Source organism: Nonomuraea sp. NPDC049714 (assembly GCF_044465295.1).
In the GTDB taxonomy this organism is placed as follows: Bacteria; Actinomycetota; Actinomycetes; order Streptosporangiales; family Streptosporangiaceae; genus Nonomuraea.
Window position 1 is genome coordinate 315,988 of record NZ_JBITLM010000003.1, and the last position, 18,276, is coordinate 334,263.

The window sequence follows — 18,276 nt, forward strand, 5'->3', positions numbered from 1 at the left end:
GGCAGGCAGGGAACGACCCCCGATCGATGCGACCGGGGGTCGTTCTCTGCCCGGCGTGGGCCGCGAGCGCCGTCAGGACGCCTGCGCACCCCTCGACCGCTTGACGAAGTGCCCGCGGCAGTGGGTGCAGCAAAAGCCATGGGTCTGCCCGTCGCGCTCCAGGATGACGGCATCCTTGAGCGGGACGGTCGCGCCGCAGACCGGATCGACGATCATCCCGTCCTGGACCGGGGCCGAGGGGCCGGTCTTGGCCTCCTCGATCAGTCGCAGGACGTCGGAGGAGCGCTGAGCTCGTCCGCGCAGGCCGTAGCCGCCCTCGGGAAGGCTGATCACGTGGACCACGGCCCGCGGTTCGGGATTTCCCTCCGCTTCCGCCAGTTCCGCGGTGATGCGGGAGATGAGGTGCCCGCCCATCTCCTTCCCCCACATTCCGACGATCACGTTCACCACGTACCAGGGACCCTGCGAGGCGTCGAGCAGACGCCCGCCCCCGCTCCAGACATCCTCCTCGCGCACCACCACGTGAGTGAGCGAGTCGAACAGGTCGATCACGCCGGGATCCGCGTCCACTGCCTCCCCGTCCGCGGCCGACAGCAGACGCCGCCCGGTCAGCCGCCCGGCGAGCCTCCGGCGCTCTTCCTCATCGAAAACGCCCCTGGGCACCAGCAGCTCAACGAACAGCATTGTCGATTCGTCCTTCCCGTTGAGGATCGGTCAGTGGACATGCTGCCGTGCCGGATCGTCGTCGTCGTCAGCCCGGCGGAGGCTCTTCCGCCTACCTCACCGGTCGTAGCAGGCAGGCTCTCTACGACCTGCGGAGTAGGGAACGCCGTGGCGAAGTCCTGGAGGTCAGTCCGCGACCAGGCGGGCGCGCCGGCCTTCGCGCTCGCGCTGCCGCCTGACCACGTACGTCCCCGGCGCGCATCCCGACGCCCCGTGCTCCGGATGCAGCAGGTAAACAGGGGCGGAGGCCTCGAAGATGCCGATCGCCAGCCAGTCGGGGTCGGTCACGCGGGTCGTCCACCGGCAGGTGCCCGGTTCGGCGACGAGTGTGTGCGGGTTGCCGCCGGAGCCGCCGCGGAGCAGTTCGACGCCCTCGGGCGGCACGTCCGTCCACGGGCCGTCCGGCCAGGCGCGCACGGACGGGGCGAGCATGGCCAGCGGGATGACGATGAGGTCGCCCTGGGCCTGGAGGCCGTCGACGACGGGGATGCGCACCGACTGCTCAAGGTGGTCGAGCACGGCGAGTCCGGTCTGCTGAGAGAGCGATGCGAGTGTCACGGTCATGGAGATCACCTCAGGTTCGGCGGAGGAGTTGGGAGTACTGCTCGGCGGACAGCCCGTACGTCCAGGCGGCGGCGTCGACGGGGTCGCGGAGGAAGCCCGGCACGGTCAGCCCGTACTGACGGCGGCGCCCGTCGCGTTCGACCGACCCGTTGACCGCGATGAGCACCTTGGTCTCGGCGCGCATGTCGTACAGGCGCAGGTGTGAGCCGGGGTTGCCGGGGTCCGGTGCGGTGGCGACCAGGTGCAGCCCGGCCTGCTCGATGTAGGCCGGCCAGCCGAGGCGCTCGATCGCGCACCGCCTGATCTCGACGTTGGGCTCGCGGGCGATCCGCTCGACGCTGGGATCGGTGATCACCCAGGCGGGCACCCGCCTGCCGTGCCAGGCGTGCGCGTCCCAGCCGTCGGTGTAGCGGATGGCGGGGCCGTCGGCGCGGTGCAGCCTTACCTCGCCGATGTCGTCCCCCGGCTCGGTGTGCAGCGCGACGGGCCGCTCGGAGACGACGCACACGCCTTCGCGGGGCCACCACCAGCCGCACGATCGGACCGCTGCGGCCCACAGGTCCAGCTGATGGGTCTGCTCAGGTGTGAAGACCACGCCGACCGCCCGGCGCAGGCCGTCGTAATGGGCGATCCAGGACGGTGACTGGGCCGCGTACCAGCGGTCGGCCGGGTCGTAGCGGGACTCCCGCCGCTGCAGGAGTGCTTCCGTCAGTGCGCTGTCGACGGACCGCGCCAGCGGCGCGCGGACCACCCTGCCGATCAGCTGGTCCAGCGGACGTTGGGCCCAGGTGAGCCGGCCGTTGAGCCCCATGCAGAGCGTCTGCATGAGGGAGATCAAGGCGCGCGTCACCGGCCAGTCGGCCAGTCGTTCGATGCTCTCCGCGGGGCGGATGCCCGGCGGGACGGTCTCCAGGGCCATGAGCGGCGAGGAGACCCAGTGGAAACGGGGTGGGGCGTACCCGATCAGGCGATAGAGCCCGGAGATGGCCGCCTCGGCGGCCGGACGGTCGGCGGGCCGCGTCGTCAGCGCGCAGCCCATCCATTCTTCCCGGATCTCGGCAGCTTCCCGCTGCACGAGCGTGTTCACCGGAGGGGGGCGACAGCGCCCCTTTCATTGATCATGCCGCAGATGGTGACAGATCGGCACGCCATCTGTCTAGTAGTAACCCCTTTCGCCGTCGATGAGCTCCCGGATGACGTCCAGGTGGCCGGCGTGCCGGCCGGTCTCCTCGACCATGTGGATGAGCATCCAGCGCAGCGACGCCTGGGCGGAGCGGAAGTCCGGATGTTTGCCCACGTCATCCATCGAGTGGGCGGCGACGATCTCGTTGGACACCGCGCACTGCCGCTCGTACTCCTCCAGAAGCCGGGCGAGCGGGACGCCGTCGGCCATCATGTCGGCGTCCTCGGGCCCGTCCTCGTCGAACTGGGGGCCGGTGGCGGGCCGGCCCAGGAACAGCACCTCGAACCAGCAGTGCTCGACCCAGCGCAGGTGGGAGACGACGCCCGCCATCGTCATCAGCGGGGAGTCCGGCAGGACGGGCCGGTGGGCGTCCTGCTCGGACAGCCCCTCGCACTTGTAGTGCACGATCGCGCGCTGCATGTCGAGCCAGCCGACCAACTGGGTGCGTTCGTCCGCCACCAAGGGTGGGCGGCTGCGAGGAGGTGTCATGGACGCTGACGCTACTTCAACCGCCGTCACATCTCACCAGGATTTCTACCGGCGGCAGAGGGTCCTGTCCTTCGGCGGGACGCGGCTGATCAGATAGCGGTCGACCGCGCCGTTCACGCAGGCGGAGGGGCCGCCGTAGGCGGTGTGGCCGTCGCCGTCGTAGCCGAGCAGCACGCCGGACGAGAGCTGGCCCGCCAGCGCTTCGGCGTCCTTGTACGGCGTGGCGGGGTCCCGGGTCGTGCCCACCACCAGGATCGGCGGCGCGCCCTTGGCCCGCACCCGGCCGACGATGCCCTCGGCGCCCTTGACCGGCCAGAAGGCGCACGGTGAGAGCAGCCCGTCGGAGAAGTACTTGCCGAAGTAGCGCGACTCGGGCACGTACGTCACCTCCGAGCGGGTGGCCCTGCTCGTGGGCGGGTAGTCGGCGCAGTTGACGGCGGTGAAGGCCTCGCCGCTGTTGTCGTAGGAGCCGTCGGCCAGCCTGCCGTTGTAGCCGTCGGCGAAGGTCAGCAACGCCGTCCCGTCGCCCTTGAAGGCTTCGCCGAGCGCGGCGCGCAGCGACGGCCACCGCTCGCGGGAGTACATGGCGGCCATCACGCCCCGCCACACGAGCGCCTCGTTGACCTGCCTGCCGTCGAGGTCGTTGCGCAGCGGCGACCTGTCGGCCCGCCTGAACAGCTTCGCCACCTGCTTGAACGACGCGCTGACCTTGTGCGTCCTGAACGGGCAGCCCGGCCTGTCGTAGCAGTCGCGCAGGAAGGACGTGAACGCCGTCTCGAAGCCGTGCGCCGCCGCGCCGGGAGCGCCGCCGCGCGTGGCGGGGTCGATCGCGCCGTCGAGCACCATCGCCCGCACCCGCTTCGGGAACAGCTCGGCGTACGTGGCGCCGAGCAGCGTGCCGTACGAGAAGCCGAGGTAGGTCAGCCGCCGGTCGCCCAGCGCCGCCCGCAGCACGTCGATGTCCCGGGCGGCGTCGCGGGTGCCGACGTGGGCCAGCAGACTGCCGGAGTTCGCCTTGCAGCCCTGGGCGTATATCTGCTGGTACGCGTCGCCCTTGCGGACCTCGGACGGGGTGTCGGGGGTGGGGTCGAGCGCGTGGTAACTGTCCAGCACGCCGTACGAGACGCAGCGGACGGGCGAGGAGAGCCCGACGCCGCGCGGGTCGAACCCGACCACGTCGAAGCGGGCGAGCATCGCGGGCGACAGGAACCGCTTGGCGTTCCTGGCCAGCTCCACCCCCGACGCTCCGGGACCGCCGGGGTTGAGCACGAGCGAGCCGATCCGCTTCGGCCCCTTGGCCCGCAGCCGGATCACCGCGATCTCGATGCGCTTCCCCTGGGGCTTGGCGTGATCGAGCGGCACCTTGACCTTGGCGCACTGGAACCCGCCGCCGCAGGCGGACCAGGCGAGCCGCTGCCCGTCGTGGCCGCCCGTTCCTTCCGGGCCGCCGGCCTGCGCGGAGGCAGGCACGGCGGAGCCGAGCAAGCCGGTGATCGACACTAAGATGACCGCGAATAAGCGTCGCATGTTCCCGTCTCCATCTGGCGGCCGCGTGGACTTTCCCTGGCTCCCAGATGGTCGGCGAAACCGGTTGCGACGCCCTTTAACCCGGCTGACGAACTGCGGTCACGATGAGGCCACACCCCGGGCGGAGAGCGGGACCCCGACGGTGATCTCGCCGCTCAGCCTGTAGGCGCCCTGAAGGTCGAGGTCGTCGCCGCTCCAGAACTTGCCCGGGTCGTACCAGTTGGGGCGGCGGCCCGTCGGCAGCAGCCCCATCGCCTCGTAGGTGACGGCCACGACCTCCGCGCAGTAGGCGCTCTCCAGCGTGCGCTCGCGCGCCCGGCGGCGCAGCTGCGGGACACGGCCCCTGGCCCAGCGCGCAGCCAGCCGCGCCGTGGACGGGAACGGCGTGCCGTCCAGCCGGGCCACGGTGCGCAGCGCCGCGTCCTCCATCTCGGCGGTCGCCTGGGGTTCGAGCTGCCGCAGCCAGGGGCGCTGGCCGTAGCGGTCGGCCCAGACCGTCACCGCGTCACGCAGGTCGTGCAGCTGCACGCCGCGCTGGTGGGTGCCGGACCACAGGTCGGGCAGCGACCTGCCGAGCTCGGCATGCCACATCATGGGCGGCATGTCCTCGATCACGATCGCCATGCCCACATGGTTGACCGGGCTGTTGGTCATCGTCTGGATGGCGCGGTCGGGCACCGAACGCCCCCGGAAGATCCACAGATCGCCGGTCCTGGTCAGCTCAACGGCCTCGTCGAGAGTCAGCACACCGCTAGCGTAGGCACATGCGCTTGTGGAAGATAATCGGGCTGGCAGGAGCCGCGGGCGTCGCGGCCACCGGAGTGGCGATCGCGCGCGCCGAGCGCCGCCGCCGCGCCTACACACCGGAAGAGATCAGGGTACGGCTCCGCGAGCGGATCGAGGATCAGCCGGAGGGCCGCAGGTCGTAGACGAAGACCACGTCGGGATAGGCCGGGTTGTCGTCGTAACCCTGGATCCCGCCGAGGTAGGCCCTGCGTGAGTTCACCACCCACGGGATCGCCGCGGCGGCCCGCTTGTCCAGCACCCGCACGGTGGCCTGGGCGAAGGCGCGCTGCGCGGCGGCCTGGTCGGTCACGATCAACTCCGGCAGCGTCTCGAGCAGGGCGTCGGTGGCCGGGTCGTTCATGTACGACAGGTTGAACAGCGGCGGGTCCGCACTGTGGAAGACGTTGCCGAACCAGGAGTAGCCGTCGGCGTAGTCCGGCCACCAGTACATGAGGAAGATGTCCTGGCGCTTCTTCTTGCCCTCCTCCCACTGGGCGGTCCAGGGCATCGCCCTGGCCTTGAGCGTGACGTTGAGCGGGGCGAGGTCCCGGCGCAGCCTCCTGACGAGCAGCCGCTGGTCGGTGTCGCCCTCGGCGTAGGAGAGGGTCAGCGTGAGCGGCTCGCCCCCGGGGCCGTACCCGGCCTGCTGCAGCAGAGTGGCCGCGGCCTGCAGGTCCTGCCTCGGCACGCGGCCCCGGACGTGACCGAGCAGCCCCTCGGGCACGATGCCGCTGGCGGGCGCGACCCCGCCGCGCAGGGCCCTGACCACGCCCCCGTAGTCGACGGCCTTCTGCACCGCCCGCCGCACCCGCAGGTCGGTCATCGGCCCGTTGGCCATGTTGAACAGCAACATCGCCGTCTGGAACGAGGGCTGCTCGGCCGTGCGGATGCCCGGCGTGGCCGCCGCCCTGGCGAACAGCCGGGAGTCGAGCCGGTACACGAAGCTGACCTCGCCGCGCAGCAGCAGCCGCCAGGCCCGGGTGGGATCGGGCACGACGCGGTACTTGACCGTGCGGTAGTGCGGCCGGTCCCAGCCTCCCCAGTAGTCGCCGTACGACTTGAGCGTGAGCTCGTGCTCACTGCCCTTCTTCCACGCGGCCACGGTGTACGGCCCGGAGCCGGCGTCCCGGCCCGCCGCGAACCAGGTGCGCAGGTCGGGCGCCGCCTCGGTGTCGTAGATGTAGGCCGCGTACGCGGAGGAGGCCACCAGGTCCAGCGGGACCGGGTAGCGCAGCGTGAAGATCACGGTCGACGGATCCTCGGCCCGGATGGAGGAGACGGCATCCCAGATGTAGGAGGCGCCGGTCTTGGCCTGCCGGGTGCGCTCGATCGAGGCCTTGACCGCGCTCGCGTCGAGCGGCCGGCCGGTGTGGAAGGTCACGCCCTGGCGGATGGTGAACGTCCACGTGCGGCCGTCGGGAGAGGTCCGCCACGAGGTCGCCAGCCGCGGACCGGCCCTCTTGGTGACCGGATTCCACAGCGTGAGCGTCTCGTAGACGTTCTGCAGCGCGACGACTTCGTTGGAGTAGGACCGGCTCGGGTCCCACTCTGTGATCATGTCCAGGTGCCTGACGTAGACGAACGCCGAATCTCCTGGCGGAGCCTGCCGCACCTCGGGCGGGACCGAGCAGGCCGTGATCAGCAGCACCAGCGCGGCGACCGCTGCGAGTCGACGGCGCAACCTATCTCCCTCAGTGACCGAATCTACCTGCGAAACCTACTGCATGATCATGGTTACATGTCCAAAGGCGCTGAAAAATTGGGCATTCCGGAGATCCGATTGCTATCCTCTTGGCTTGTCCCGTCCGGGGTTGCCAGCAGGGGACCGACCGGAGTGAGGTGTCATGGGTCGTAGCCGCACGATCCGCACAAAGATCATCGGCCTGCTGCTGGTTCCGCTGGCTTCGATGGTCGTGCTGTGGGGAGTCATCACCGCGGTCACGGCCGGTGAGAGTCTGGAGCTCCGGCAGTACACCACGCTCTGGACCAACCTGCGTCATCCCGCGCACAAGCTCGGCAACGAGTTGCAGCGTGAACGCCTCGCCTCGGTGAAGTTCCTGCATGCCGGAAAGACGGCCGACGACAGGTCGGCCATCTCCCAGCAGCGTGCTCGCAGTGACAGGGCAAGAGAGGAATTCAAGAAGCTCTCGGGCCGGTCCCGGGACACGTCGGAGGCGATCCGCACGCAGGTTGACGTGGTTCACACGCAGTTGAGCAGGCTCGACTCGGTCAGAGGGGAGATCGACGCGGGCCTGTCCGATCGGCTGCACACGGTCGAGGCCTACAACGCGGCCATCGACGCGCTCTTCGGGCTGCACCGGCGGGTCGGCTTCATCGACGACATCCCGATCTACGAGCAGTCCCGCCTGGTCATCGACCTCGGCTACGCCGAGGAGCTGCTGACCAGGGAGCAGGCCATCGCGATCGGCCCCACCACGGCGGCCGAGCGCAGGCTCTTCACCCAACTCGTGGGCAACCGGCGCTTCCTCATCGACCACGCGCTGGGCGAGCTCGACCCCGCCCTGCGCGAGATCCAGGTCGCGATCATCACCTCGCCCGCCTATCAGCGGCTGCGGCTGATGGAGGACCAGATCATCGCCGGCGGCGCGCCGCGCGGCTGGCTCGCCACGACCGAGGCGCTGTCCAAGTCGTTCGCGGAGGCGCAGCTCAAGGCGAGCATGACGCTCTCGGCCCGGTCCGAGCCGGTGGCCGACGCGGTGCTCGTCCGGGCGCTCATCCTCGCGGGCACCTGTCTCCTGCTGATCATCGTGTCGATCGTCTTCACGCTGCGGATGGGCAACCGCCTGTCCAAGGAGCTGTTCACCCTCAGGGAGGCGGCGCTCGACGTGGCCAGGGAGCGGCTGCCGCAGGTCGTCGCCAAGCTCCGCAGCGGGGAAGCGGTGGAGGTGCCCGAGCTGTCGGTGGCCAGCACCACCGTGGAGATCGGCGACGTGGGCCAGGCCTTCTCCACCGTCCAGCAGACCGCGGTGGAGGCGGCCGTGGGCCAGGCGCAGCTGCGCGACGGCGTCGGCCACGTCTTCCGCAACCTGGCCAGGCGCAGCCAGACGCTGCTGCACCGCCAGCGCATCCAGCTGGAGGACATGCAGCACAAGGCCACCGACCCGGACGCGCTCGAAGACCTGTTCCGGCTGGACCACCTGACGACGCGTATGCGCCGCCACGCCGAGGGCCTGATCATCCTGTCGGGCGCCACCCCGGGGCGCGGCTGGAGTCGGCCGGTGCCGCTGCTGGACGTGGTCCGGGGCGCGGCGGCCGAGGTCGAGGACTACCAGCGGGTCATCGTCGAGCCGATGCCCGCGCAGCGGCTGGACGGGCCCGTGGTCGGTGACGTGATCCACCTGATCGCCGAGCTGATCGAGAACGCCACCGTCTACTCACCCCCGCACACCACGGTCATGGTGCGCGGGGAGGCGGCCGCCCGCGGCTTCGCCGTCCACGTCGAGGACCGCGGGCTCGGCATGAGCGCCGAGGAACTGGCCGACTTCAACGGACGGCTGGCCAGTCCTCCCGAGTTCGACCTGGCCGACAGCGAGCAACTGGGTCTTTTCGTCGTTTCCCGACTGGCAGCCCGGCATGACATCCGCGTGACGTTGCGCGGTTCACCATATGGAGGGACCACCGCCATCGTGCTGATCCCGGCAGAGCATGTGACAGATCCCCCGGCCGAACCGGCGGAACCCATCAGGCAGCCGGCACGCCCCATGCGGGTGGTGCAAGGTGAGTGACGAGCGCTGGCTGGACGAGGACGCCGGCCCCATCGTCCCGGCCTACTTACTCACCAGAGGCCGGACCGTGCCCGCGAGCGAGGCCATCGACCTCATCGCGGTGATCATCACCTCCGGCGGGCTCACCCCGCCGGTCGGGCTCGGTCCCGAGCATCTGATCATCCTGCAGAAGTGCACCAAGCCGACCCGGCTGGTGGACGTCGCGGCCGAGCTCAACCTGCCCATCGGCGTGGTGCGGGTGCTCGTCGGCGACCTCCACACGCAGCAGCTCGTCCAGGTGGAGTCGCCGCCTCCGGCCCCCGACGCCACGGTGCTCCTGGAGGTGATCACCGGGCTGAAGGCGCTGTGACGCCCCCTCAGGCGCTCAGCACGTCTTCGGCCCGGTGACAGGCCCCCGCTCAGGCGCTCAGCACGTCCTCGGCCCGGTGACAGGCCACCCGCCGCCCCGCCACCTCACGCAGCGCGGGAGCGCGCTCACACTCGGGTACGGCCAGCGGACAGCGCAGGCGGAACGGGCAGCCCGTCTCAGCCGGCCGCGTCTCGGCCCGCCCTCTCGCCACCGGCGGCTCTCCCCCCAGCTTCGGTACGGCCTCGCGCAGCGCCAGCGTGTAGGGATGGGCGGGTCGGGCGAGAAGGTCGGCCGTGCCTCCGGACTCGACCACGCGGCCCGCGAACAGCACGTGGGAGGTCCTGCACAGGCGTGCCACGATCGCCAGGTTGTGGGTGATGAGCAGGCGTTCGGTGTCGAGCCCCGCCAGCAGGTCGAGGATCTTCGCCTGCACCGTCACGTCCAGGGCGCTGGTGGGCTCGTCGAGGATGAGCAGGCGCGGGCGCACGGCCAGCGCCCTGGCGATCACCACGCGCTGGCGCTGGCCGCCGGAGAGCTGGTGCGGGCGGCGGGCGGCCAGGTCGGGGCTGAGGCCGACCTGTTCGAGCAGGCCGGGGACGCGGTGCCGGTCGCCGCGCGGCAGCGCCTCGGCGATGGAGCCGCCGACGCGCATCCGCGGATCCAGGGCCTCGGCCTGGAAGACCGGCTGTACGTCACTGCGGAACTTCCGCATATCCACTTTTCTCAGGTCTTGCTCGCCGTACCAGATATTTCCTGACAGGGGGGCGAGGAGGCCGAGGAAGGCGCGCGCCAGCGTCGTCTTGCCCGACCCGCTCTCGCCGATCAGGCCGACCCCGCCCTCGGTGATGTCCAGGGTGACGTCGTGCACCACAGGCGTACGGCCGTAACCGAGTGTCACCCGCTCCGCCCGGAGCGACGTCCGCACCGACGTCCTCACACCAGGGCTCCTTTCCGCCGCGTCTTCATGGGAGGGCCTCCAGGAGTTCGCGGGTGTAGGGGTGGGAGGGGTGGGCCAGCACCTCGGCGGCGGGGCCGCTCTCGACGACCTCGCCGTCCTTCATGACCAGCACCCGGTCGGCGATCGTGGACACCAGGGCCAGATCGTGGGAGACGAGCAGCAGCGCCAGGCCCCGCTGCTCCCGCAGCCTCCGCAGCACCCCGACGACCTCCGCCTGCACGGTCACGTCCAGGGCGCTGGTGGGCTCGTCGGCCAGGATCACCTCGGCGCCCAGCGCGATGGCCAGCGCGATGGCGAACCGCTGCGCCTGACCGCCGGAGATCTCGTGCGGGTAGCGGCGCAGGATCTCCGGATCGAGCATGACCGCCTCGACGGCCTCCGCCATGACCCGCTCCAGCCCGCCCTTCCCGGACCCGCCCGCCGCAGGGCCACGGGCCGCAGGGTCACCGTCGCGGGTGTCGCCGACGGGCGGGCCGGCGATGCCGTGCAGCTTGAGGGCGCGGCGCATCAGGGTGCCGAGGCGGGTGGTGGGGCTCAGGGCGGCCTGCGGGGACTGCATGACCAGGGCCACGCGCGCGCCTCTGATCTCGCGGAGCCGCCGGGCGGATGCCTGCAGCACCTCGACCCCACACACCCGGATATATCCCGAAATTTCGGCACCCTCCGTGAGCCCGAGCAGGGACAGCAGCGTCGTCGACTTGCCCGAGCCGCTCTCCCCCACGATGGCCACGCACTCCCCCGCGCTCACGTCCAGCTCCGGCACCCGCGCGACGACCCGCGTCCCGTACCGCACCTGAAGGTCCCGGACCTCGATCACCTGACGACCCTCCGGGGATCCAGCGCGTTGCGCAGCCCCTCCCCCAGCACGTTGAACGCGAAGGCCGTCACCAGGATCGCCAGCCCGGGGAAGGTGACGACCCACCAGTTGGTGGTGAACAACGTCTGCCCCTGGTCCACCATCAGCCCCCACTCCGCCGTCGGCTCCTGCGCGCCCAGCCCCAGGTACGACAGCGCGGCGGCGGTGAGGATGACCCCGCCCGCGTCGAGCGAGAGCTGGACCAGGACGGGCGTGATCGAGTTCGGCAGGACGTGCCGTACGATGATCACCGGCGCGGGCACGCCGAGGCAGCGGGCCGCGTCCACGTACGGGCGGGTGGCGACGGAGGCGGCCACCGACGCCGACAGCCGCGCGTACCACGGCCACCAGGTCACCGCGATGGCCACGATCACCGTCGTGACGTTCGGCTGCAGCACCATGGCCAGCATCAGCGACAGCAACAGCGCGGGAAAGGCCAGGAACACGTCCGTCACCCGCATGATCACGTCACGCACCCAGCCGCCGGCGTACCCGGCGACCAGGCCGAGCGTGACGCCCACGGCCGCCGACACCGCCAGCACGGACACGGCGATGAACAGCGACGTACGGCCGCCGTACAGCACTCTGGTGAGCACGTCGCGGCCGACCTGGTCGGTGCCGAACCAGTGCTCGGCGCTCGGCGCCAGCAGGGCGTTGACCGGATCCACCTCGTCCGCCGGGTACGGCGCGAGCCAGGGCGCGAGCAGCGCGGCCGCCGCGATGACCACGATGAGCACCGCGCCGGTGGCGGCGAACCGGTCGGTGATCCTGGGGAGGGTACGGCGCAGCCGCGCCTCGGGGAGTCCTGTCACCATGCTGCCATCCGGGCTGTCATCCGGCCCTGACCCTCGGGTCGATCAGGCCCTGAAGGAGGTCCACGACGAGGTTCGCCAGCACGTAGACCACCGCGACCAGCAGGGTCACCCCCGCGATGGCCGGGGTGTCGAGCGAGGAGATGGCGGAGGCGGCGTAGCGGCCCAGGCCCGGCCAGTTGAAGACGGCCTCGACCAGGAAGCCGTTGACGATCGAGTAGGCGAAGACCAGGGCGATCAACGACAGCACCGGGTTGAGCGCGGGCCGCAGCGCGAACCTGGTCAGGATGGACGTCTCACCGAAGCCGAGCGCGCGTTCGAGCCGGGCGTGGTCCTGGCCGGCCTCCTCGATGAGCATGGCGCGGGTCATCTGGGCGATCACCCCCGTCGGGTAGGCGGCCACCACCAGCGCGGGCAGCACCAGGTGCCGCAGGGTGCTGGTGAAGATGGGCCAGTTGCCGGTGATGAGCGCGTCGACGATGGTGATGTTGGTCCAGAGGGTCAGCGGGCTCGTGGTGTCGAGCGAGGAGTCGTACTCTCCCGCGACGGGGAACCAGCCGAGGTTGCTGGCGAAGACCGTCTGCAGCGCCAGGGCCAGCCAGAACACGGGGACGGAGACGGCCAGCATGCTGGTGACCCGTACCCCTAAGTCCGGAAATTTCGTCTTGAAGCGGGCGGCGAGCACCCCGACCGGAATGCCGACCACGATCGCGAACAGCAGCGCCGCCCCCACCAGCTCCAGGCTCGCCGGGAACGCCAGGAGCAGATCGTCACGTACCGGCTGCCGGGTGTGCAGGCTGGTGCCCCAGTCTCCCGTCACGAGGTCCCTGACGTAGCTCCAGAGCTGCGCCCACAGCGGATCGTCCAGCCCGAACCGCTCCCGCGCGGCGGCGAGCTGCTCGGGCGTGGCCTTGGGGCCGGCGAAGGCCACCGCCGGATCGCCCGGCACCAGCCGCATGACGACGAAGGTGAGCATGACCACGCCGGCCACGACCAGGAGCGCCTGGCCGAGCCGGCGGATCAGGTAGCGCAGCACACAGGCCTCAGCTCGCGCGCTTGAGGTCGTAGAAGAAGACCACGTTCGGATAGGCCGGGTTGTCGGCGTACCCCTGCACGTCCGCCGTCAGCGCGCGCTGGTAGGTCTGCACGTACGGGACCGCGACGGCGGCCTGCTCCTGCATGATCTTCTTCGTCAAGTTCTCGTACGAGGTCTCCGCCGCGAACAGGTCGGTGGCCGTCAGCTTGGGCAGCTCGTCGATGGCCGCGTCGATCTCGGCGTTCTTCAGGTAGGAGAGGTTGAGCTCCGGCTTGTCCTTGCTCCTGAAGACGTTCAGGAACCACGAGTACGCGTCGGGATAGTCCGGATACCAGTACATGACGAAGATGTCCTGGCCCTTCCCCTTGCCCTGGTCCCACTGGGCGTTCCAGGTCATCGGCTTGGCCTGCAGGGTCACGTTCAGCCTCTGCAGCGCCGAGGTGAGCAGGGTGACCAGCAGCTTCTGATCCTCGTCGCCCTGGGCGTAGGTCAGGGTGAGCTTGAGCTCCTCGTTGTCGGCGCCGTAACCCGCCGACGCCAGCAGCTCCTGCGCCCTGTTCAGGTCCTGCTTGGCCTCCAGGTTGGCCACGTGACCGACCAGGCCCTCGGGCACCAGCCCGCTGGCCTTCACACCCGAGCCCTTCAGCGCCGCGAGGAGGCCGTCGTAGTCGATCGCGAGCTGCAGCGCCTGCCGTACCCGGACGTCCTTGGTCGCGCCGCCGGCGGTGTTGAACAGCACCAGCAGGTTCTGGAACGACGGCGTCCGCGTCACCTGCACGCCCTCGGTGTCGCTCGCCTGCTCGAACAGCTGCGGGTTGAGCCGCTGCACGAAGTTGACCTCGCCCTGCTTCAGCAGCTGCCAGGCGGTGGTGATCTCCGGCGTGACCCGGAAGGCGACCTTCTTGTACTGGTCGGGCTTCCAGCCGCCCCAGTAGTCCTCGAACGCCTTCAGCGTGAGCTCGGTCTCCTTGCCCTTCTGCCAGCTGTCGATCGTGTACGGTCCCGTGCCGGCGTCGGTCTTGCCGTCCTTGACCTGGTCCACGGCCTCGGTGTCGTAGATGTAGGCGGCGTAGCCGGAGGAGGCGACCACGTCGAGCGGCGTGGCGTACTTGAGCGTGAACTTCAGCGTCGAGGCGTCAGGGGCCTCGATCGTGTCGACCGCGCCCCAGATGTAGGCCGCGCCCGAGTTCTGCTTGATCGTGCGCTCGATGGCCTTCTTGGCCGCCTCGGCGTCGAGCGGGGCGCCGGTGTGGAACTTCACGCCCTGACGCAGCTTGAACGTCCACTCCTTGCCCTCGGCCGCCGAGCTCCACTCGGTGGCCAGGCGCGGCTCGGGCTTCCTGGTCTCGGAGTTGTAGCGGGTCAACCCCTCGTAGATGTTGGACATCGCGACGATCTCGTTGGAGTACGAGGTCGCGGGGTCCCAGTCGGTCACCACGTCGAGGTTGGGGGCGTAGACGAAGGTGTCGTCGTTGGACGCGGCCGGCTGGGGGGCAGGCTGGGTCGCCGCCGTCTCGCCGGTGCTCGGCGGGGGTGACGCGGCGCCGCGTACCTGGCCGCCCGCGCACGCGGACGCGGCCATGGCCACGGCGCCGGCGAGCCCGGAGAGGAGCAGACGCTTGTGCCAGCGCATGTGGGGGAAGTCCTTTCGATCTGTCACCGGGTGAGGGGTCCGGCGGCTTTGACGTGCACCCGTACGGCGGGTTCCGACAGGTAGCTCAACGGCACCTCGAGGAGATCGACGATCTGGACACCGGCCGGATCCGCGCCTGCCGCGACGGCCCGCGCCGCAGCCTCCTCCTTGACCCTTTCGATCGCTTTTGACCGGCTTTCTCCTGCAGGCATGATCGTATCGACTCTGCCGCTCGCCAGCGCGATGGCTGCGCCGACGGCGTTGGCCACCGACGCGTGCTCCGGGCGGATGACCTGGCTCACCCCGGGGATCCGCTCCGGCAGGAGGAACGCCCCGCCACCCACCGCCACCAGGGGACGGTCGGCCCGGCCGAGGGTCATGCGGTCCACCGCGTCCAGCGCCAGCTCGTCGGCGACGGCCAGCGCCCTTTGCAGAGTGTCGCGAATATCTTCCGACATGTCGCCCACCGCCGCCCGTCCCGCCGACGCCCGTCCCGGCTCCGCCAGCGCCGACAGCGCTGCCTCCAGTCGCTCGTGCCAGTCCGAGACGCCTCGGGGCAGGCGCCCGCCCGCCACGGCCGCGTCCGTGAGCGTCGCGGTGCCGCCGCCGAACACCAGCGCCTCCTCGACGATCCGGTACCCGACCGAGTCCGGCCCGACGGCTCCCCGCCCTACCACGCTCCCGCCGCCCAGCGCGATGGCCAGGATGTCCGGCATGCGGAAGTTCGTCAGCACGCCGCCGATCTCCACCGCCGCCGCCGACTCCCGGGGGAACCCGCCCACCAGCACACCGAGGTCCGTCGAGGTGCCGCCCACGTCCGCGACGATCGCGTCCTGGACCCCCGACAGGAGCGCGGCCCCGCGCAGCGAGTTCGCCGGGCCGGAGCCGATGGTCGACACCGGCAGCCGCGCGGCGTGCTCCACCGTCATCAGCGTGCCGTCGTTCTGGGCGAGGTACGGCCTGGCCGACAGCCCGCGCTCGGCCAGCGCGCCCGTCAGCGCTCGCGTGACGTGCCCGGCGACGGTGTACAGGGCGGCGTTGAGCACGGTCGCGTTCTCGCGCTCCAGCAGCCCGAGCGATCCGATCTCGTGGCTCATCGAGACGGGCAGCCCGTACTCCCGCCTGACCAGCTCGTCGATCACCCGCTCGTGCTCGTCGTTGGCCGGGCTGAACACGCTCGTGACCGCGACCGCGTCGGCCCGCACCCCGTCCAGGAAGCGGCGGACCGCGTCCAGGTCGAGCGCGCCGATCTCCCGGCCGTCCACGTAATGCCCGCCGGGCACGATGGCCTCGCCCGCGGAGACGACCTCACGCAGGTCGGCGGGCCAGTCGGAGAGCGGCGGCACCGCCGTGGTCGCGGGCGCGCCGAGCCGCAGCACCGCCACCCGGCCGAGGTTCCTGCGCTCCAGGATCGCGTTGGTGGCGTGCGTGGTGCCCAGCATGACGCGGGTGACGCGGCTCCACGCCGCCATTCCACGCTCTGTCCCGTACGGCGCGAGCTCGGCCAGGACGGCGTCCAGAGCCGCCCGCAACCCGCCGGTGACGTCCGGGGTCGTCGGCCGCTTGGCCTTGGCGATCACCCGTTCGGACGCGTCCAGCACCACCGCGTCGGTGTTCGTGCCCCCGACGTCGATGCCGACGCGCAGATCGCCCTCAGCCACGCGACTCCTCCTTGACCGGCGCCTCGACGGGCACGTACTCCAGGTCGTAGCCGAACGCCCGCGGCCCGGCCGTCTCCAGGCCCTTGGGCGTGCGCCAGAGCGGGTCGCACGGCCAGGCGAGCACCGCCACGCGCTGGCCGTACCGCAGGCTCTCGGTCTGGATCGCGGCGGCCGTCTCGGTGTCGACCACCGTGATGAGGTCCGGCACCATGGCCCGGACCTCGCCGTCCTCGACGGCGACGAGGTTCTCGTTCTGCAGCTCCAGCCGGAGCGTGCGGCCGCGGTCGTCGCCGGTGCCCTCGATCGTGGCCGTGCCCCTGACGAAGCCGCCGGTGGTGCGCCGCTCCACGTCGGTCAGCTTGCCGGTGATCAGCCTGGCCGCCCCGAGCTCACGCTGGAGGGCCGGCAGCGGCTCGGCCGTGCCCTCGGTGGACCGGCCGACCTCCAGCGCGCGGGTGACCGTACCCTCGATGACCGCGCCGCGTGCCCGCGCGGCGGTGATGACGTAGTCGGCCATCAGCGCGTGCGAGCCGGCCGCCACGCACACCGCCCGCGCCAGCCGCTCCGACCACAGCCCGTCGATGGGACGGATCGTCACGACGTTGCCCACGATGTCGGACATGATGACGAGGTCGGCGGGCAGCCCCGCGACGTACATGGAGACCATCTGGACCTCGGGGAACGCCCGTCCCATGCCGTCGGCGTCGAGCAGTGGCAGGCCGAGCTGGGCCGCCCAGGCCACCGGCGCGACGCCGTTCGAGCCGCCGATCTCCGACGACATGACGGCGGCGGGCGGCCTGCCGAAGATCCGTTCGACCTCCTCGGCGACGCGCCTGGGCTCGTCCTCGCTGTAGATCATCTCGTGGCCCACCGTCGGCGCCCCGATCCCTGACAGCGGCATGACCAGGGCGTCCTCCGGCAGGTCGGCCAGCTGGACGAGCGGCACCTCGCCGTACGTCCGGATCGCCCGCACGGCCGCCAGCGCGCCGGTGCGCACGTCTCCCCCGCCGCCGGTGCCGAGCACCGCGCATCCTCGCGCCAGCGCTGGAACGTCTTCCGCTTGAATGCTGCTCATATGGCGACACAACCAAGCACATAAGACCGCATTACGCCACTTAATCGGTTGCCTTCCCTGCCCCTCTCACGCGAGGCTGCTGCTCGGCGGGTGAGGGTGCTGGTGTGCCCGGCGGTTTCATAAGCCGCTTCGGGTGGGTTCGATTCCCACACTCGCCACCATGCTCTGGTACATCTGAAGCCATGCGGATCTCAGTGGCGGCCGACAGCCTGGACGGGGTGGCCGAGCAGGTCGTGACGGCGCTGCGCGAGCGCGGCCACGAGGTCGTCCCGCACGGCGCGCTCAACGCCGGGGAGCGCGACGACTGGGCGTGGGCCTCGGAGTCGGCGGCCCGCGACGTCAGCGAGGGGCGGGCCGACCAGGCGGTGGTGTGCTGCTGGACCGGCACCGGCGCCGCCATCGCCGCCAACAAGGTGCCCGGCGTACGCGCCGCCCTCTGCGTCGACGCCTACACCGCCGACGGCGCCCGCAAGTGGAACGACGCCAACGTGCTGGCGCTCAGCCTCCGCCTCACCTCCGCCGTGATGCTGGAGGAGATCCTCGACGCGTGGCTGGCCGGCCTGCCGAGCACCGACTCCGGAGATCAGGCGAACGTCGCGCATCTGGGCGAGATCTAGAAGCGTCGCTATCGTCGGGCGATGACCGACTTGAGGTGCACGTACTGCGGCGAGGACGGCCTGCAGGCCGGATTCATTCTCGACGAGAGCCCGATGGGTTTCGGCAGGTGGGTGGAGGGCGCGTTGGAGCGAGGGATCTTCGGCGGTGCCAAGCTGTCAGGGCGACCCAAGTGGGAGATCGAAGCCCATCGCTGCCCTAACTGTCAGCACCTGGAAATGTTCGCCAAAAAGCGCGCCTGACCCGCGCGTCCTGGGAATCGT

General features: G+C 70.8%; 19 protein-coding genes and 1 tRNA gene. 6 read left to right on the forward strand and 14 right to left on the reverse strand.

All coding sequences use genetic code 11. The annotated features are described in order from the left end of the window. Window positions 1-72: 72 nt before the first annotated feature. From ACIBQX_RS14725 to ACIBQX_RS14750, 6 genes are all read right to left on the reverse strand, one after another. A complete protein-coding gene (locus ACIBQX_RS14725) occupies window positions 73-684 on the reverse strand; it encodes a hypothetical protein (protein WP_397004465.1) in 612 nt (203 codons plus the stop codon). Window positions 685-849: 165 nt separating this feature from the next. After that, the gene (locus ACIBQX_RS14730; RefSeq protein WP_397004467.1) at window positions 850-1,287 is read right to left on the reverse strand and encodes a hypothetical protein; all 438 of its coding nucleotides are present in this window, start codon (window positions 1,285-1,287) and stop codon (window positions 850-852) included. A 10-nt stretch (window positions 1,288-1,297) separates the two neighbouring features. Next, entirely contained in the window at window positions 1,298-2,374 is a 1,077-nt protein-coding gene (locus ACIBQX_RS14735; RefSeq protein WP_397004469.1) for a DUF6745 domain-containing protein, read from the reverse strand. 69 nt (window positions 2,375-2,443) lie between these two features. Beyond that, window positions 2,444-2,959, reverse strand: a complete 516-nt coding sequence (locus tag ACIBQX_RS14740) for a DinB family protein (RefSeq protein ID WP_397004471.1) — start codon at window positions 2,957-2,959, stop codon at window positions 2,444-2,446. Between the two features lie 45 nt (window positions 2,960-3,004). After that, window positions 3,005-4,486, reverse strand: a complete 1,482-nt coding sequence (locus ACIBQX_RS14745) for an alpha/beta hydrolase (RefSeq protein WP_397004473.1) — start codon at window positions 4,484-4,486, stop codon at window positions 3,005-3,007. Window positions 4,487-4,585: 99 nt separating this feature from the next. Further along, window positions 4,586-5,230: a hypothetical protein gene (locus ACIBQX_RS14750; RefSeq protein ID WP_397005427.1), complete on the reverse strand. Its 645-nt coding sequence runs from the start codon at window positions 5,228-5,230 to the stop codon at window positions 4,586-4,588. 20 nt (window positions 5,231-5,250) lie between these two features. Here ACIBQX_RS14750 and ACIBQX_RS14755 point away from each other — a divergent pair, with 20 nt between their 5' ends. After that, entirely contained in the window at window positions 5,251-5,415 is a 165-nt protein-coding gene (locus tag ACIBQX_RS14755) for a hypothetical protein (RefSeq protein WP_397005459.1), read from the forward strand. Here ACIBQX_RS14755 and ACIBQX_RS14760 read toward each other — a convergent pair. Continuing rightward, a complete protein-coding gene (locus tag ACIBQX_RS14760; protein WP_397004475.1) occupies window positions 5,391-6,953 on the reverse strand; it encodes an ABC transporter substrate-binding protein in 1,563 nt (520 codons plus the stop codon). The two genes, ACIBQX_RS14755 and ACIBQX_RS14760, sit on opposite strands and share 25 nt — an antisense overlap. 163 nt (window positions 6,954-7,116) lie before the next feature. Between ACIBQX_RS14760 and ACIBQX_RS14765 the strand changes: the two genes are divergently transcribed. Further along, window positions 7,117-9,018, forward strand: coding sequence for a nitrate- and nitrite sensing domain-containing protein (locus tag ACIBQX_RS14765; RefSeq protein ID WP_397004477.1), 1,902 nt, complete (start codon window positions 7,117-7,119; stop codon window positions 9,016-9,018). Next, entirely contained in the window at window positions 9,011-9,367 is a 357-nt protein-coding gene (locus ACIBQX_RS14770) for a DUF742 domain-containing protein (protein WP_397004479.1), read from the forward strand. The genes ACIBQX_RS14765 and ACIBQX_RS14770 overlap by 8 nt, the downstream gene beginning before the upstream one ends. Before the next feature lie 49 nt (window positions 9,368-9,416). On the opposite strand, the gene ACIBQX_RS14775 is transcribed toward ACIBQX_RS14770, so the two are convergent. Genes ACIBQX_RS14775 through ACIBQX_RS14805 form a run of 7 tightly spaced genes read right to left on the reverse strand, consistent with a single transcriptional unit; the run spans window position 9,417 to window position 17,398 of the window. Further along, window positions 9,417-10,304 carry an ABC transporter ATP-binding protein gene (locus ACIBQX_RS14775; RefSeq protein ID WP_397004481.1) on the reverse strand — a complete coding sequence of 296 codons (888 nt, stop codon included), beginning with the start codon at window positions 10,302-10,304 and terminating at the stop codon, window positions 9,417-9,419. A 25-nt stretch (window positions 10,305-10,329) separates the two neighbouring features. After that, on the reverse strand, window positions 10,330-11,142 hold the full coding sequence (locus ACIBQX_RS14780) for an ATP-binding cassette domain-containing protein (protein WP_397004483.1): 813 nt from the start codon (window positions 11,140-11,142) through the stop codon (window positions 10,330-10,332). Next, window positions 11,139-11,996: an ABC transporter permease gene (locus ACIBQX_RS14785; protein ID WP_397004485.1), complete on the reverse strand. Its 858-nt coding sequence runs from the start codon at window positions 11,994-11,996 to the stop codon at window positions 11,139-11,141. The genes ACIBQX_RS14780 and ACIBQX_RS14785 overlap by 4 nt, the downstream gene beginning before the upstream one ends. A 16-nt stretch (window positions 11,997-12,012) precedes the next feature. Beyond that, entirely contained in the window at window positions 12,013-13,029 is a 1,017-nt protein-coding gene (locus tag ACIBQX_RS14790) for an ABC transporter permease (RefSeq protein ID WP_397004487.1), read from the reverse strand. Between the two features lie 7 nt (window positions 13,030-13,036). After that, window positions 13,037-14,662, reverse strand: coding sequence for an ABC transporter substrate-binding protein (locus ACIBQX_RS14795; RefSeq protein WP_397004489.1), 1,626 nt, complete (start codon window positions 14,660-14,662; stop codon window positions 13,037-13,039). Between the two features lie 23 nt (window positions 14,663-14,685). After that, window positions 14,686-16,323, reverse strand: a complete 1,638-nt coding sequence (locus ACIBQX_RS14800) for a hydantoinase/oxoprolinase N-terminal domain-containing protein (RefSeq protein WP_397004491.1) — start codon at window positions 16,321-16,323, stop codon at window positions 14,686-14,688. Beyond that, entirely contained in the window at window positions 16,316-17,398 is a 1,083-nt protein-coding gene (locus ACIBQX_RS14805; protein ID WP_397004493.1) for a DUF917 domain-containing protein, read from the reverse strand. The genes ACIBQX_RS14800 and ACIBQX_RS14805 overlap by 8 nt, the downstream gene beginning before the upstream one ends. 85 nt (window positions 17,399-17,483) lie before the next feature. Between ACIBQX_RS14805 and ACIBQX_RS14810 the strand changes: the two genes are divergently transcribed. From ACIBQX_RS14810 to ACIBQX_RS14820, 3 genes are all read left to right on the forward strand, one after another. After that, window positions 17,484-17,559: transfer RNA gene (locus ACIBQX_RS14810), tRNA-Met, on the forward strand. 21 nt (window positions 17,560-17,580) lie between these two features. Next, the gene (locus tag ACIBQX_RS14815; protein ID WP_397004495.1) at window positions 17,581-18,015 is read left to right on the forward strand and encodes an RpiB/LacA/LacB family sugar-phosphate isomerase; all 435 of its coding nucleotides are present in this window, start codon (window positions 17,581-17,583) and stop codon (window positions 18,013-18,015) included. A 21-nt stretch (window positions 18,016-18,036) separates the two neighbouring features. Continuing rightward, complete coding sequence (locus tag ACIBQX_RS14820; protein WP_397004497.1) at window positions 18,037-18,255, forward strand: hypothetical protein; 219 nt, start codon at window positions 18,037-18,039, stop codon at window positions 18,253-18,255. Window positions 18,256-18,276: the final 21 nt, after the last annotated feature.